Consider the following 14,465-nt stretch of genomic DNA (forward strand, 5'->3'; position numbering starts at 1 on the left):
GCGCTCGGCGCCAACGCGGTCGCCCGCCGCGCCGGGCTCTCGGGGGCCGCCGAGGCGTTCTCGGGGGCCGCCGTCGCCTCGACCGCGGGCGCCGTCTCGGTCGGGGCCGAGGGCGCGGAGCGGCAGATCGTCAACGTCGCCGGCGGCACGCAGGACACGGATGCGGTCAACCTGCGCCAGCTCCGCGCGGTCGGCGGCAACCTCGCCGGCGCGCTGGGCGGCGGCGCGGGCTTTGCCGCCGACGGCAGCTTCACCGGGCCGACCTATGCCATCGGCGGCAAGGCGTATTCCGGCGTCGGCGACGCGCTCGCGGCGGTCGACACCTTCGCCGTCAAGTACGACGTCGACCCGGCGACCGGCGGGCGCGGGCAGTCGCTGACGCTGGCCGGCAGCGACCCGAACCAGCCGGTGCTGATCCGCAACGTCGCCGCCGGCGTGCTGCCGACCGACGCCGCCAATCTCGGCCAGGTCACGGCGCAGGTCGCGACCGCGAAGGCGCAGAGCTTCGCCTATACCGACCAGCGGGTGCAGGCGAGCTACGCCGCGAGCACGGCCTACACCGACGCCCGCGTCGCGCCGCTGGAGAAGCAGATGACCGCCTTCGGCAGCCAGCTCGCCGGCCTGCAGAACGAGGTCGGGCAGGTCCGCCAGGAGGCGCGCCGCGGCGCGGCGATCGGCCTGGCCGCCGCCTCGCTCCGCTTCGACGACCGCCCGGGCAAGCTGAGCATGGCCGCCGGCGGCGGCGTGTGGCGCGGCGAGGGCGCGGCCTCGATGGGCATCGGCTACACGCTCCCCGACGGGTCCGCGCGGGTCAACGCCACCGGCGTCGCCGCCGGCCGCGACTTCGGGATCAGCGCCGGCGCCAGCTTCACCCTCAACTGAGGCCGGCGATGCGCGCGCACGCCACCGCGGCGGCGGCCCTCGCGGCCCTGCTGCTCGCCGCGCCCGCGTGCGGCCAGGGGCACGGGCCGTCGGGCGGAGACGGCCCCCTGGGGTCGATCGCGATGCGCGGCACCGTCTCCACCGACGACCCGCCGCGCGCCCAGTTCGCGGCGCCGGCCTACCGCGTCCACCCGCCGGAGGGGGCGCCGCCGCCGGGCGAGGCGCCGGGCGACACCCGCCGGATGATCCAGGCCTTCGGCGGCTGGACCCTGATCTGCGACGAGAACCTGCGCCGCCGCCGCCGGGTCTGCAACGCGTCGCAATCGATCGTCGACGGCGACGGGGTCTTCGCCTTCAGCTGGTCGCTCGCCGCCACCAGCGCCGGCGCGCCGGTCTTCGTGGTGCGCGCGCCGGTCGGGGCGTGGTCGGCCCACACCGTCGGGTTGGCGTTCGGCACCGCCGAGGAGACCGTGATCCGCCTGGAAAGCTGCAACGCCAGCCTGTGCCTCGGCTTCCTGCCCGTCGACGAGGCCCTGCGGCGGGCGATCGCCGGGCGCGCCGCCGTCCGCGTCCGCTATCGCAGGAGCGAGAGCGCCGCCCCCGTCGCCATCGCGACCTCCCTCGACGGCCTCGCCGCGGCGATCGCCGGCATCAAGTAGCCCTCTCCCGCGCAGGCCGGCCTCAGCGCTGGGCGCGGGCCAAGTATCCGCGCCAGCCGCCGTCGCGGCCGATCTCCTCGGCGCCGACGACGCCCTCGGCCTCGACCAGGAACCCCTTCGGCCGGGTGCCGTCGGACAGGTGCAGGGTGCCGATGCCGAGGGGCTCCGGGATGGCGGACACGAAGCGGCCGAAGGCGTCCGGCGACAGTTCCCAGACCTCGGTCTCGATCGCGACGCCGGTGCCCGCCGCCACCCGCAGCAGGCCTGGCCGGTGCGGCGGGCCGCCGGGCAGCGCGTAGAAGCGGTAGTCCGGCGCCGTCGCGACCGCGCGCAGGAAGCGGGCGCCGAGGCGCGTGAGCTCGCCGTTGAGGGCGAGGCCGGAGAGGTGCGCGCCGACCACCGCCAGCTCGATCGCCTCGCCCGCCGCCCGCCCCGCCGGCTCGGTCGCCGCCGGCACCGGCACGGCGCTCGCCCCGATCGGCACGCCGGACGCCGCGTGCAGCCGGGCGCCGAGCGCCGCGAGCAGCCCGTCGCGGCCGCGGGGGGCCAGCAGCGTCACCCCCGCGGGGAACGTGTCGGCCCGGAAGCGCCCGGGCACGGCAAGCGCGCACCAGTCGAGCAGGTTGACGAAGTTGGTGTAGGTGCCGAGCTCGCTGTTCGGCCCGATCGGGTCGGCGGCGAGGTCCGCCACCGTGCGCGGCCGCGGATAGGTCGGCACCGCGAGCACGTCGACCGCGTCCCAGACCGCGTCGGCCGCCCGCCGCAGCTCGGCGAGGCGATAGAGCCCGCCGAAGACGTCGGCCGCCGAGAAGTGTTCGGCGTTCTCGATCACGGCCCGCGTCGTCGGATGCAGGATCTCGGGCCGCGTCTCGATCACGGCGCGGATCGCCTGGTAGCGCTCGGCCACCCACGGGCCGGTGTAGAGCAGGCGCGCGGTCGCGAACATCGGCGCGAAGTCGACCGGGCGGCCGGCGCCGACGAGGGCTTCGAGGTCGGCGAGGCTCGCGGCGAAGGCCGCCTCGGACAGGGCGTCGCCGGCGAAGTCCAGCCCCTGCGCATCCGGCACGCCGAGGCGCAGGCCGGGCGGGACCGCGGACGCGGCGGGCACGGGCAGGCTCCGCGAGAACGCGTCGGCGGGATCGTGGCCGGCCATGGCGCGGAAGGCGGCGTCGGCGTCGGCCACGGTGCCGGCGAAGACCGAGAGCGTGTCGAGCGTCCGGCAGGCCGGGACCATGCCGCGGGCCGAGACGCTGCCGAGCGAGGGCTTCAGGCCGACGACGTTGTTCAGCCCGGCCGGCACGCGGCCCGAGCCCGCCGTGTCGGTGCCGAGCGCGAAGGCGACGAGGCCGCGGGCGACCGCCACCGCCGAGCCGCTGCTGGAGCCGCCCGGCACGTAGGCCGGGTCGAGGGCGTTGCGCGGCACCGGGTAGGGCGTGCGCACGCCGACCAGCCCGGTGGCGAACTGGTCGAGATTGGTCTTGCCGACGAGGATCGCGCCCGCCGCCAGGAGCTTTTCGACCGCGTGGGCGGTCTCGGTCGCGGTGTAGGCGAAGCCCGGGCACGCCGCCGTCGTCGCCATCCCGGCGACGTCGACGTTGTCCTTCACCGCGAACGGGATGCCCCAGAGCGGCCTGCCCACCGGGTCGAACGGGCCGAGCGCGGCGAGCGCCGCCGCGGCCTCCGCCTCCGGCACCAGGCTCAGGAAGATGCCGGGATCGTCGGCGGCCGCGATGCGGCGGTAGACCTCCGCCAGGATCGCGCGCGGGTCGTCGCCGGCGGCGTAGGCCGCGTGCAGGGCGGGAATCGTCGGGAACGGGGGCATGGCGTCTCGCGGTGGTGCTTCTCGAAAGCGATCCCATCCCGCCCCGCGTCCCGAGGCGCCCGCCCCGGCGGGCCTCGAAGGCGGGCTCCTTCGAGGCCTCCGCTCGGCTGCGGCACCTCAGGACGAGGGGGGTGGGAGCGTCGGCGCTACAATCCGGCCAGCCGCGCCGCCGTCCGGGCGATCGCGCCCTCGGGGTCGACCAGCGCGTCGAGCACGGTGAAGTGGTTCGCGCCCGTCACCGGGATCAGCGGCCCGTCCAGCCCCAGGGCGCGGCGGGCGGCGTGGTAGGCGTCCGACTGGCGCCGGAGCTCGGGCAGCTCGTCGGCGCCGTACAGCACCGCGACGGGCGGCGCGCCCGGGCTCAGGTGGCGGATCGGCGAGAGCGCCGCGATCTCTTCCGCGCTCAGGCTCAAGGCGTCGTTGAGATTCGTGCCGGCGATCGGCGCGAGGTCGAAGAGGCCGCTGATCGCGAGCCCGGCATCGGCCCCGTCGGCGACCTGCGCGGCGAGGTGCCCGCCGGCCGACCAGCCGGAGACCACGAGCCTGCGCCCGCCGCCATCGGCGCGCAGCAGCGCCAGGGCGGCGCGGGCCTCGGCGACGATCGCGGTCAGGCTCGCCTCCGGCGCCAGGGTGTAGCCGACCAGCGCCACGTCGAGCCCGAGCGCCAGCGGCCCCTCGGCCATGCAGGAGAACCCGCGCCGGTCGTTGCGCTGCCAGTAGCCGCCATGGAGGAAGGCCAGCATCGGCGCGCTCGGCTGCCCGCAGCGGAACACGTCGATGCGCTGGCGCTCGCCCGGCCCGTAGGCGAGGTCCAGCGCCTCGGCATGGCGCTCGCGGAACGCGGCGCTGCGCGCGCGCCAGCCGGCGACGATGGCGGCGCTGTCGGCCACCGCACCGGAATTGTCGTAGGCCCGGCTCAGCGCCGCGCGGTCGAGGTCTTGCCAATCGGTCGTCTCGGGCATGGTCGCCGGCCTCTGGTTTGCGATCGTGCTCAGGCCGCAGCCGTTCGATCAGGCGCCAGGCCCTCCGAAGCAGGCGCGGGCCCCCTCTCCCGGGCGGGAGAGGGCTGGGGTGAGGGATGAGAACCGTCCGGAGAGGTCACGCCCCTCACCCCCACCCTCTCTCCCTGGGAGAGGGGGCCGCGTCGCGGCTCCGAGACGGATACGATCCTCGCTGCCGCAGCCACCTCAGGCCGCCTTCGGCGCATGGTGGCTGTGGAGCTGGGCCGAGAGCATGCGGCGCACGTCGTTGAAGGCGGGGCTCGACACGTCGCGGCGGCGGGGGAGGTCGATCGCGTGCACCGCCTCGATCCGGCCGGGGCCGGGCGACATCATCACGATGCGGTCGGCGAGGAAGATCGCCTCCTCGATCGCGTGCGTCACGAACAGCACGGTGAGGCCGGTGCGGCTCCACAGGTCGAGCAGCTCGTCCTGCAGCCGCTCGCGGGTCATCGCGTCGAGCGCCCCGAACGGCTCGTCCATCAGCACCACCTCGGCCTCGTTGGCGAGCACGCGGGCGATGGCGACGCGCTGCTTCATGCCCCCCGAGAGCTGGTGCGGGTAGGCGTCGGCGAAGGCCGCGAGGCCGACGAGGTCGATGTAGCGGGCGGCGGTGTCGCGCACCTCCGCGGCCGGGCGGCCCCGCGCCTTCGGGCCGAAGCCGATGTTGTCGCGCACGCTGAGCCAGGGGAACAGGCCGTAATCCTGGAACACCATCCCGCGGCTCGGGCCCGGGCCGGGGATCGGCTTGCCCCACATCAGGGCCTCGCCGCCGGTGGCCGCCTCGAAGCCGGCCACGATCCGCAGCAGGGTGGACTTGCCGCAGCCCGAGGCCCCGAGCAGGCAGACGAACTCGCCGCGGCGCACGGTGAGGTTGGCGCCGCGCAGGGCCTCGGTGCTGCGCCCCTGCGAGCGGTAGGTCTTGGAGACGTCGCGCACCTCGACGATCGGCAGGGTCGGGTCAGCCATCCGAGGATCTCCGGTTCTCAACCATGCGCGGGGCTCCACGCGAGCAGGCGGCGCCCGATCTCCATGACGATCCGGTCGGAGACGAACCCGGCGACGCCGATCACCACCATGCCGCAGATGACGATCTCGGTGCGGGAGAGCTGGCGCGCCTCCATGATGATCGCGCCGAGACCCGTCTGCACCCCGGTCATCTCGCCCACCACGATGACGACCCAGGCGAAGCCGAGGCCGAGGCGCAGGCCGGTGAAGATCGAGGGCAGGGCGGCCGGCAGCACGACGCGGGCGAACTGCGCCGTCCCCGTGCATCCGAGCATGGCCGCGGCCTCGAACAATCGCGGCTCGACCGAGCGCACGCCGAAGATCGTGTTGACGAGGATCGGGTAGAACGCCCCGAGGAAGACCAGGAAGTAGGCCGAGCGCGGCCCGAGCCCGAACAGGATCATCGCCAGCGGCAGCCATGCGGTGACGGGCACCGGCCGCAGGATCTGGAAGGTCGGGTCGAGCAGCGCCCGCATCAGCGGCACGCGTCCGATCAGCAGCCCGAGCGGCAGGGCGGCGGCCGCGGCCAGCGCGAACCCGCCGAAGACGCGGGCGAGCGAGGCGGCGAGATGCGTCCACAGCGTGCCGCTGAAGGCGTCGTCGTTGATCCCGCCGACGGCCAGATCCCGCATCTCGGTCCAGACCTCGGCCGGCGGCGGGATCAGGCTGTAGGGTCTCCCGACGGTGGCGAGGTGCCAGACCAGCGCGAGCGCAACGGGGAGGGCGAGCGCGAGGGCGGGCGCCGTCAGGCGCCGAAGGATGTTCACAGCGAACGAGGCCCGGTCGCGATGGCGTGGGGCGCGGGTCCCCCCTCCCGTTCGGGAGGGGGACAGGGCGAGGGGCATGACCTCTCCGGACAGACCGGACCCCTCACCCCAACCCTCTCCCGAACGGGAGAGGGGGAGCGCCGCGTCGCCGGCGGCGGCCGATCCGGCCTCCGTCGCTGCCATCGCGCTCATGTCACGCGTCCCGCATCGCGTCGACGAAGGTGGTGTCGATGAAGCCGGGCTCGGGCAGGCGCTTGATCTGCTTGAGGGCGAGCATGTGCTGGGCGTAGGCCTCGGCCTTCTTGACCTCGTCCGGGCCGAGCTGCCACGTCAGGTCGACGTTGGGGGCCGAGATCGCCAGCGCCTCGCGCTTCTGGCCGAGCTTGGCCACCGCCATGTCGATCATCGCGTCGCGGTTCTTGGCCGCGAACTCGGTGCCCTTGCGGTGGATCTCCAGCATGGTGCGCACGAGGTCCGGCTTGCTCGCGATCGTGTCGCGGTGGGTGCCGAACACCATGTTGAGCGAGCCCATCGCGGTGCCGTAGGGGTACTCGACGAGCTGGCCGACGCCGCTCGACAGGCTGACGCCGGGGGCGGGCTCGGCGCCGACATAGGCGTCGATGTCGCCCCGCGCCAGGGCGATGTGCATCTCCGAGAACGAGATCCGCACCGGCACGATGTCCCGGATCGACAGCCCCTCCATCCGCATGCGCTCGAGGGCGAACACCTCCTGCGTCGAGCCGGGCCACAGGGCGACGCGCTTGCCCTTGAGGTCCTTGATCGCGCGGATGTCGGAATCCTTCCTGGAGATGATCGCCATGCCGCCGTTGCAGGTCGAGGCGATCACCGTCAGCGGCTCGCCAGCGGCCGCGCCCAGCGTCGCCGAGGCGATGCCGAAGGTGCCGAAATCCACCGACTTGGTGACCACCGCGTTCTTGCACTCGGTCGGGCTCTCGAACGGGATCACCTCGACCCGGGTGCCCGTCGGCGTGAAGCGCTCGTAGAAGTACGGCGCGATCGAGTGGATCAGCTTGAGCGAGCCCATGCGGATCGTCACCGGCTCCGCCGCCCGGGCGACGAACGGGGCCGAGACCAGCCCGGCCCCGAGGCCGGCGAGGAGGGTGCGGCGGTCGATCATGGCTTCACTCCGGGGTCGGCGACGAGTCGAAGCCTAGCTGCGCCGACCGTTGCAAACGAGTGCTCGTTCGGGATCGTGCCGTTGCGGTTCGGGCAACGGGTGGCCTAGGCTTGCCGGAGCGGGTTGCAGGACCCGTGCCCGAAGCGGGTCTTGGCGATGAAGCACACCCGGACGCTGGCCTGCATCGCCGAGATCGCCCGGAGCGGCTCGATCCGCCGGGCGGCCGAGCGCCTGAACATCGCGCCCTCGGCGCTGACCCGTCAGGTCCAGGACATCGAGTACGAGCTCGGCACGCCGATCTTCGAGCGGCTGGCGCAGGGGATGCGGCTCAACGCGGCCGGCGAGCTGCTGGTCCGGCACGCGCGCGACCAGCTCGCCGACCTCGAGCGGGTGCGCTCGCAGATCGCCGACCTCTCCGGGGTCCGGCGCGGGCACGTGGCGCTCGCCTGCAGCCAGGCCTTCGTCACGCAGGTGGTGCCGGAGGAGGTCCAGGCCTATCGCGCGCGGTTTCCGCTGGTCGGGTTCACGGTGCAAATCCGCGACCACGTCCAGGCGGTGGCGGCGCTGACCGCGTTCGAGGCCGACCTCGCCCTGGTGCTGCAGCCGCCGCCCTCGGCCGACCTGCACGTTTTGTATTCCTGCCGCCAGCCGCTCTGCGCGCTGATGCGGGCCGGCCATCCCCTCGCCCGCGAGACCGGGCCGGTGCGCCTGCGCGACTGCCTCGCCCACGCGATGGCGCTGCCCGACCGGTCGCTGGCGATCCGCCTGCACCTCGAGCAGGCCCTGGCGCGGCGGGGGGTGCCGCTCGGGCCGGTGGTCGAATCGAGCTCGCTCGAGTTCCTGCGCAACCTCGTGCTGCGCGAGGAGGCGGTCAGCCTGCAGGTGCCGAGCGGCATCCCCGACGATCCCCGCCTCGTCAGCCGCCCGATCGACGGGCGCGACCTCGACCCGATGGTGATGATCCTCGGGCAGCTGCGCGGGCGCCTGCTGTCCGTCGCCGCGGCGAAGTTCGCCGACCAGCTCACCCAGAGCCTCGACCGGCGGCAGGCGGGGGCCTGAGGCGCGGGAGCGAAACCGCGCCCGCCGACTTTCCCGTGCGGGCCAACTAGGACAGCGACGCCATGAAGACCGACCGACGCCTGATCTACGCGAGCGAGAACGGCGACCGCTGGTGGCTCCGCCGCGCCGACGGCGCCGAGGCCGTGATCCTGCACGAGCCGAACGCGTCGTCCGGCGGCCGCACCTCCGAGACCGCGATCGGCGCCTTCCTGCGCGCCGGCGCGGGCGGGCCGGAGCACCGGGCCCTGCTCGACCTGATCGGCACGCTGGTCGACCAGCCGCCCGCCGCCCCGCCGGCCCCCGCGCCGGAGCCGGGCGCCGCCGCCGCCGAGCCGACGCCCGGCGAGGAGCTGGCCTGATCCGACGCGCCGGCGGACAAGCTCGGAAGACCGGGCCTCAGCGCGCCTTCAGCACCATCCGGCACTCGGCCGGCAGGGCCGCCATGGTCATCGGCGGCCGCGGCTTCGGCTTGGTCTTCGCCGGCTTCGGGTGGAGGATCGCGTCGCTGAACCAGTAGGCGAGCTCCTCGCCGCAGCCGTCGCCCGGGGGCGGGGCGGCCTGGTCGCCGCAGGAATCCTGGCCGTCCGGGCAGGCGAGGCGGATATGGTAGTGGTAGTTGTGCCCGTACATCGGGCGCACCTTGCGCAGCCAGCCGCGGTTGCCGTCCGCCTCGCGGCACAGGGCCTTCTTGATCGCCGGGTTGACGAAGATGCGCGCCACCTCCGGTTGCTCGGCGGTGAGGCGGATCAGGCTCAGCCGCTCCGGCGTCCAGGTGTCGGGGTCGATGTCGAGGCGGTCCGGCCGCACCATGTCGGTGGCCGAGGTCTCCTCGCGTTCCGCCCGCGTCATGCGCCGGTCCGGCATCGGGGTGAGCCACACGTCGGCATCGAGCCCGAGCTGGTGCGAGGCGTGGCCGGTGAGCATCGGGCCGCCGCGGGGCTGGGACATGTCGCCGACGAGCAAGCCCGGCCAGCCGACCCGCGGCGCCTTGCCGGCCAACCGCTCCAGGAAGTCGACGAGGTAGGGCGTGCCCCAGTTCCGGTTGCGCGACAGGCGCATCACCTGCCACGTCGCCCCGTCGATCGGCAGCGCGGCACCGCCCGAGAAGCAGCCCTTGGCATAGGAGCCGTAGGCGTGGGTCGGGCCGGAGGTCGGGCCGGTGACCCGGCCGAACAGCGCCTTGGCCGGGGTCGAGGGCGCGTCGGGATTCTCCAGCGGCGGCAGGGGTTTGGGGTTGAGGCTGCCCTTGTCCTGGGCGTGGGCGGCGGAGGCCGCGAGCGCCGAGGCGAGCGCGAGGGCGGCGGGGAGGGCGAGGCGGCGCTTGTGCATGCGGGTCTGTGTATCCGGTCCGGCGGTCGCGCGTCGAGGATCGGAACGTCGCCCGCCGCCGGGGCGTTTTTCGGGCAGACCCGTGCCGCGCCCGCCGAGCGCGGGCGCACTCACCGAGCCCGAGGCCGCCGCATGACGCCCGCACCCGAGATCCCGGCCGCGAACCCCGACGAGCAGCCCCGCAGCCTGATCGCCCACGACCGCGTCGTCGGCACCGACGTGCGCCGCCCCGACGGCACCAAGGTCGGGCGGATCGAGCGCTTGATGCTGGACAAGCGCTCGGGCCAGGTCGCCTACGCGGTGATGAGCTTCGGCGGGTTCCTCGGTCTCGGCGAGGGGTTCCACACCCTGCCCTGGGGCGTGCTGCGCTTCTCGCCCGAGCACGACGCCTACGTCGTCGACATCACCGAGGCGCAGCTGCGCGACGCGCCGCCGCGCTCGCCCGAGGGCACCGATCCGGCCGAGGACCGCGCCTGGGAGGAACGGGTCCACCGCTACTACAACGCGGCGCCGTACTGGGGCCTGTGACGCGGGCGCGGCCCGGCTACGTCGTCGGCCCGCACCAGCCCGGCAGGTAGTTGGTCTCGGGCGCCTTGGCCAAGGCCATCGCCTCCTCGATCGCGGCCGAGAAGTCGTTCTCGACCCGCTTGGGCTTGATGTGGCGGCGGAGATAGTCGGCCCAGAGGAACTCGCTGAACGGCGTGGTGTCCTTGGCGAAGCCGCCGGCCCGGCGCAGCTCGCCGGCGAGGCTGCGGAAGGGGTCGTCGGCGAGATCCCCCATCGTCTTCGGGATCTCCTTGAACCCGACGCGGACGCCGTCCGCATCGTAGGGGTGGACCCACGATTTGTGGTCGCACACCGTCCAGAACGCATCCTTCTCGAGGTGGTGCAGGTCGGCGACCACGGTGACCAGAACGCTCTCGACGCCCTCCTCCATGAGGGCGCGGGAGAGGTGGTGGTGGTCGATGACGTAGTGGTGCTTCTTCGGCCCGAGCAGGGTCGGCACCATGTGCGCCCCGAGGAAGGCGGCGCGCTTGTCCTCGTCGTAGTCGCGCCAGCGCCGGCGCTTCTCGGCGACCTCCCGGTAGCCCACGGTCATCTGCGTCGGGCGCAGATCCGCGATCGGGACGGGCGCCAGCACCGGCTCTCGGATGGCCATCGATTCGGTGTTCCCACGGCCGGGCTCTCGAGGCCCCCGCGGCGATCTGTCATGATTCCGGTGCCGGCGGGAAGGCGCGATCGGCACCCCGCCGTTCACGGTTGCGACAGCCGGCGGCCTCGCAGCCGAGCCTCGCAGCCGAACCTTGCAACGGCTGATTTCAGCGATGCCGTCGCGCTGCCCGCGGCACGCGCATGCGCGCCGCCAGGGCCGAGTCTCAGGTCGAGACCGGGCTGTCCTTGCGCAGGTGCCGAAGCGCGCGGAACGGCAGCAGCAGGAACTTCACGAGGGCCCGGACCGCGAGGAAGGCGGCGACCGAGGCGACCAGGGCAATGGTTTTCAACAAGGGCTCGCGCGCTCCATCCGAGGGGGTCGTCCGAGAGGGTCGTCCGGCAGAATCGTCATCGCGGCGGCCCCGGCCGGGCGCCGCATCCGCGGTGCCGCTGGGGCCACGCCGTCAGGACGCGCTCCAAAGCCGGCGAGATTAAGGGGCTCGATCCCGGAACCATGCGGCCGGCGGAGCGGGCCGCCGGGCCCGCCGCGAACACGCCGCCCGCTTTGAAACCTGCGCCGCGCCGGGCCCGCTCCGGCGGCGTTTCGGCTCGGCCTTGCCAAAGCCCTGCGACGATCTGTAATGATGGCAGGCCCTGTCCGGTCCTCACGGGATCGTTTGTGCGCCGACGCCCGCGAACGGGCGACGGCGCTCCCTCGGCGGCGACGCTTCTCCGCCGCTGCGGCCCTGGACGGCCGGGGATCTGCACACGCGACGGGCCTCGTCCCGGCGCATGAGTTTCATGGAATTCGCGGCCGCCTCGGCATGACGGGACGGTCGAGATGGTTTTCGCGAGGTCGGGAATACAGATGGACGGAGGCACAGCATCGATTGCCGTTGCCCGTGCCGTCAGCGTGCGCGATGCGCGTCGCGCCGATCCGTCCGTTCCCCCGATCAGGTTCAACCCCAGGCGCAGCGGAAGCGCGCGCCGAGCGGCGGTTGACGGCAATCCCTTCAGTTCAGCCCCCGCGGCCTCGGTTTCGAGGCCGGCGCGAGCCCTCTCCCTGACGGCCTTCAGGCCGGGCGAGGCTCCACCGGGACACGGGCCCAGGAGAGCGACGTCCGCCGCCATGTCGAAAGTTCGTCATGGCCAACAACAAGATGCTCATCGACGCGATGCATCCGGAAGAGACCCGGGTCGTCACGGTTCACGGTTCTAGGGTCGAGGAATTCGACTTCGAGGCGGCCAACCGGCGCCAGCTTCGCGGCAACATCTACCTTGCCAAGGTGACGCGCGTGGAGCCCTCGCTCCAGGCCGCCTTCGTCGAGTACGGCGGCAACCGCCACGGCTTCCTCGCCTTCTCGGAGATCCACCCCGACTACTACCAGATCCCGCTCGCCGACCGGCAGGCGCTGCTCGAGGACGAGGCCCGCGACGCCGAGGAGCACCGCGAGCGCGAGGAGCGCCGCCGCAAGTCGCCGCGCAACAACGGCCGCCGCGTCCGCGGGCGCCGGGCCGAGCCTGCCGCGGCCAAGCTCAACGAGACCGTGAGCGCCGAGGATGTCGCGCACGCGACCGAGACGTCGCACGAGGCTTCGCACGCGGACGAGCACGGCGCCCAGGCCGGCGAGCCCCGTCACGACGAGGCCCAGGCGCACGAGACGCAGGCGCACGAGACGCACGTGCACGAGGCGCCGGCGCACGAGACCGGGTCCGGCGCGGATCACGCCGGCGGGACGGCGTCGGGCGAGGCGCCGGCCGAGGGCGCCATCGCGCCGGGAAGCGACGCGTCCGCCAGCCTGCCCGAGACGGCGATCGGCGAGCCCGCCGCGGAGACGCAGGACACGGCGGAGGCCCACGCGCCCGAGGCCGACGCGCCCCGCGATGCGGTCGCTGCCGAGGCCGCCGACGCGGCGCCGCGCCCCGAGGCGATCGTCGCCGTGGCCGAGAGCCTCACCGTCGCCGAGGCGCCGGCGGCGTCCGAGGATGAGCCCGACGAGGACGAGTCCGACGACGAGGACGAGGACGACGATTCGGACGACGAGGACGAGGACGGCGACGACGAGGAGTCCGACGAGGACGAGGGCGACGAGGATCCCGACGCCGAGCCGAAGATCTCGCAGGTCGGCGGCAACGGCGACGCGCTCGGCGAGCTGCCCGAGCGCCCGCGCAGCCACCGCCGCCACTACAAGATCCAGGAGGTGATCAAGCGCCGCCAGATCATCCTGGTGCAGGTCGTCAAGGAAGAGCGCGGCACCAAGGGCGCGGCGCTCACCACCTACCTGTCGCTCGCCGGCCGCTACTCGGTGCTGATGCCGAACACCGGCCGCGGCGGCGGGATCTCCCGCAAGATCACCTCGGCCGCCGACCGCAAGCGCCTCAAGGAGACCGCCCAGGCGCTGGAGGTGCCCGACGGCATGGGCGTGATCCTGCGCACGGCGGGCGCCTCGCGCACCATGCCGGAGATCAAGCGCGACTTCGAATACCTGATGCGGCTGTGGGAGAGCGTGCGCGAGCTGACCCTGTCCTCGACCGCGCCGGCGCTGGTCTACGAGGAGGGCTCGCTGATCAAGCGGGCGATCCGCGACCTCTACAACAAGGACCTCGACGAGGTCCTGGTCTCGGGCGAGGCGGCCTACGCGGAAGCGCGCGACTTCATGCGGATGCTGATGCCGCAGCAGGCGAAGGTGGTGAAGCCCTATCGCGACCCGACGCCGATCTTCGCCAAGCATGGCGTCGAGCAGCAGCTCGACGCGATGTTCTCGACCCACGTGACGCTGAAGTCCGGCGGCTACCTCGTGATCAACCCGACCGAGGCCCTGGTCTCGATCGACGTGAATTCCGGGCGCTCGACCCGCGAGCACGACATCGAGGACACCGCGCTGCGCACCAACATGGAGGCGGCCGAGGAGGTCGCCCGCCAGCTGCGCCTGCGCGACCTCGCCGGCCTGGTGGTGATCGACTTCATCGACATGGAGGAGAAGCGCAACAACCGCGCGGTCGAGAAGAAGCTCAACGACTGCCTGAAGAACGACCGCGCCCGCATCCAGGTCGGGCGGATCTCGCCCTTCGGCCTGATGGAGATGAGCCGCCAGCGCATCCGCACCGGCGTGCTCGAATCCTCGTCGATCCCGTGCGTGCATTGCGGCGGATCGGGCTTCGTGCGCGCCACCGCGTCGGTCGCGCTGCACATCCTGCGGGCGATCGAGGAGGCGCTGCTCAAGGCGTCGAGCCACAACCTGATCCTGCGCACCCGCACCGAGGTGGCGCTCTACATCCTCAACCAGAAGCGCGGGCACCTGCACGAGCTCGAGATGCGCTTCGGCGTCAGCGTGACGATCGCCGCCGACGAGCGGCTCGGCGCCACCACCGCCTACCAGCTCGATCGCGGCGAGCCGGCCCAGCGCACCGAGGGCCCGGTCACCGGGATCCGCGCCGTGGCGATCTCGCCGATCTCCGAGATCGAGGAGGACGACGGCTTCGAGGAGGCCGAGGACGAGACCGCCGAGGAGGCGCTCGCGAAGGACGCCCTCGGCGAGGCCGATGCGGACGACGAGGCCGAGGATGCGCGCGAGGCCGGTGCCGAGCGCTCGGAGAAGTCGGACGAGGGCGTCCTTCGCGAGCGCCTCCTCGGCGGTCTCGTCCTCGGCC

The 14,465-nt window shown here is 73.5% G+C and carries 14 protein-coding genes; 6 read left to right on the top strand and 8 right to left on the bottom strand.

Annotation, left to right across the window (positions count from 1 at the left end; all coding sequences use genetic code 11):
* Together FV227_RS24375 and FV227_RS24380 are read left to right on the top strand one after the other, a co-directional pair.
* Positions 1–882 (top strand): YadA-like family protein (locus FV227_RS24375; protein ID WP_187274935.1); only part of this gene is annotated, 882 nt, incomplete at its 5' end.
* Between the two features lie 8 nt (positions 883–890).
* The gene (locus tag FV227_RS24380) at positions 891–1,541 is read left to right on the top strand and encodes an invasion associated locus B family protein (protein WP_147860114.1); all 651 of its coding nucleotides are present in this window, start codon (positions 891–893) and stop codon (positions 1,539–1,541) included.
* Between the two features lie 22 nt (positions 1,542–1,563).
* Here the strand turns inward: FV227_RS24380 and atzF are convergent, their stop codons facing one another.
* From atzF to FV227_RS24410, 5 genes are all read right to left on the bottom strand, one after another.
* Complete coding sequence (gene atzF, locus FV227_RS24385) at positions 1,564–3,363, bottom strand: allophanate hydrolase (RefSeq protein WP_147860115.1); 1,800 nt, start codon at positions 3,361–3,363, stop codon at positions 1,564–1,566.
* A gap of 146 nt (positions 3,364–3,509) precedes the next feature.
* A complete protein-coding gene (locus FV227_RS24390) occupies positions 3,510–4,325 on the bottom strand; it encodes an alpha/beta hydrolase (protein ID WP_147728330.1) in 816 nt (271 codons plus the stop codon).
* 225 nt (positions 4,326–4,550) lie between these two features.
* On the bottom strand, positions 4,551–5,330 hold the full coding sequence (locus FV227_RS24395; RefSeq protein WP_147728329.1) for an ABC transporter ATP-binding protein: 780 nt from the start codon (positions 5,328–5,330) through the stop codon (positions 4,551–4,553).
* A 17-nt stretch (positions 5,331–5,347) separates the two neighbouring features.
* Positions 5,348–6,214 carry an ABC transporter permease gene (locus FV227_RS24400; protein WP_147728328.1) on the bottom strand — a complete coding sequence of 289 codons (867 nt, stop codon included), beginning with the start codon at positions 6,212–6,214 and terminating at the stop codon, positions 5,348–5,350.
* Positions 6,215–6,329: 115 nt separating this feature from the next.
* Positions 6,330–7,274: an NrtA/SsuA/CpmA family ABC transporter substrate-binding protein gene (locus FV227_RS24410; RefSeq protein ID WP_147860116.1), complete on the bottom strand. Its 945-nt coding sequence runs from the start codon at positions 7,272–7,274 to the stop codon at positions 6,330–6,332.
* 156 nt (positions 7,275–7,430) lie between these two features.
* On the opposite strand from FV227_RS24410, the gene FV227_RS24415 reads away from it, so the two are divergent.
* Both FV227_RS24415 and FV227_RS24420 read left to right on the top strand, forming a co-directional pair.
* Positions 7,431–8,333 (top strand): LysR family transcriptional regulator, encoded by a 903-nt coding sequence (locus FV227_RS24415; protein ID WP_147860119.1) that lies wholly within the window; start codon positions 7,431–7,433, stop codon positions 8,331–8,333.
* A gap of 62 nt (positions 8,334–8,395) precedes the next feature.
* On the top strand, positions 8,396–8,692 hold the full coding sequence (locus tag FV227_RS24420; RefSeq protein ID WP_187274936.1) for a hypothetical protein: 297 nt from the start codon (positions 8,396–8,398) through the stop codon (positions 8,690–8,692).
* Positions 8,693–8,729: 37 nt separating this feature from the next.
* Here the strand turns inward: FV227_RS24420 and mepA are convergent, their stop codons facing one another.
* Positions 8,730–9,662, bottom strand: coding sequence for a penicillin-insensitive murein endopeptidase (mepA, locus tag FV227_RS24425; protein ID WP_147860117.1), 933 nt, complete (start codon positions 9,660–9,662; stop codon positions 8,730–8,732).
* Between the two features lie 132 nt (positions 9,663–9,794).
* Here mepA and FV227_RS24430 point away from each other — a divergent pair, with 132 nt between their 5' ends.
* Positions 9,795–10,190, top strand: a complete 396-nt coding sequence (locus tag FV227_RS24430) for a PRC-barrel domain-containing protein (protein ID WP_147729430.1) — start codon at positions 9,795–9,797, stop codon at positions 10,188–10,190.
* Between the two features lie 16 nt (positions 10,191–10,206).
* On the opposite strand, the gene FV227_RS24435 is transcribed toward FV227_RS24430, so the two are convergent.
* Positions 10,207–10,821, bottom strand: a complete 615-nt coding sequence (locus FV227_RS24435) for a ParB-like protein (RefSeq protein ID WP_147729431.1) — start codon at positions 10,819–10,821, stop codon at positions 10,207–10,209.
* A gap of 217 nt (positions 10,822–11,038) precedes the next feature.
* Entirely contained in the window at positions 11,039–11,164 is a 126-nt protein-coding gene (locus tag FV227_RS30370) for a hypothetical protein (protein ID WP_279593292.1), read from the bottom strand.
* A gap of 795 nt (positions 11,165–11,959) precedes the next feature.
* Here FV227_RS30370 and FV227_RS24440 point away from each other — a divergent pair.
* Positions 11,960–14,465 (top strand): ribonuclease E/G (locus tag FV227_RS24440; protein ID WP_147860118.1); only part of this gene is annotated, 2,506 nt, incomplete at its 3' end.

This window comes from Methylobacterium sp. WL119, from assembly GCF_008039875.1.
Classification (GTDB): domain Bacteria; phylum Pseudomonadota; class Alphaproteobacteria; order Rhizobiales; family Beijerinckiaceae; genus Methylobacterium.

Excerpts from the sequence above, each read along its gene's own strand:
- FV227_RS24420 (WP_187274936.1), top strand. The coding sequence starts at position 8,396 with ATGAAGACCGACCGACGCCTGATCTACGCGAGCGAGAACGGCGACCGC.
- mepA (WP_147860117.1), bottom strand. The coding sequence starts at position 9,662 with ATGCACAAGCGCCGCCTCGCCCTCCCCGCCGCCCTCGCGCTCGCCTCG.
- FV227_RS24410 (WP_147860116.1), bottom strand. The coding sequence starts at position 7,274 with ATGATCGACCGCCGCACCCTCCTCGCCGGCCTCGGGGCCGGGCTGGTC.
- FV227_RS24380 (WP_147860114.1), top strand. The coding sequence starts at position 891 with ATGCGCGCGCACGCCACCGCGGCGGCGGCCCTCGCGGCCCTGCTGCTC.
- FV227_RS24400 (WP_147728328.1), bottom strand. The coding sequence starts at position 6,214 with ATGCCCCTCGCCCTGTCCCCCTCCCGAACGGGAGGGGGGACCCGCGCC.
- FV227_RS24390 (WP_147728330.1), bottom strand. The coding sequence starts at position 4,325 with ATGCCCGAGACGACCGATTGGCAAGACCTCGACCGCGCGGCGCTGAGC.
- FV227_RS24435 (WP_147729431.1), bottom strand. The coding sequence starts at position 10,821 with ATGGCCATCCGAGAGCCGGTGCTGGCGCCCGTCCCGATCGCGGATCTG.
- FV227_RS24395 (WP_147728329.1), bottom strand. The coding sequence starts at position 5,330 with ATGGCTGACCCGACCCTGCCGATCGTCGAGGTGCGCGACGTCTCCAAG.
- FV227_RS24430 (WP_147729430.1), top strand. The coding sequence starts at position 9,795 with ATGACGCCCGCACCCGAGATCCCGGCCGCGAACCCCGACGAGCAGCCC.
- FV227_RS24415 (WP_147860119.1), top strand. The coding sequence starts at position 7,431 with ATGAAGCACACCCGGACGCTGGCCTGCATCGCCGAGATCGCCCGGAGC.
- atzF (WP_147860115.1), bottom strand. The coding sequence starts at position 3,363 with ATGCCCCCGTTCCCGACGATTCCCGCCCTGCACGCGGCCTACGCCGCC.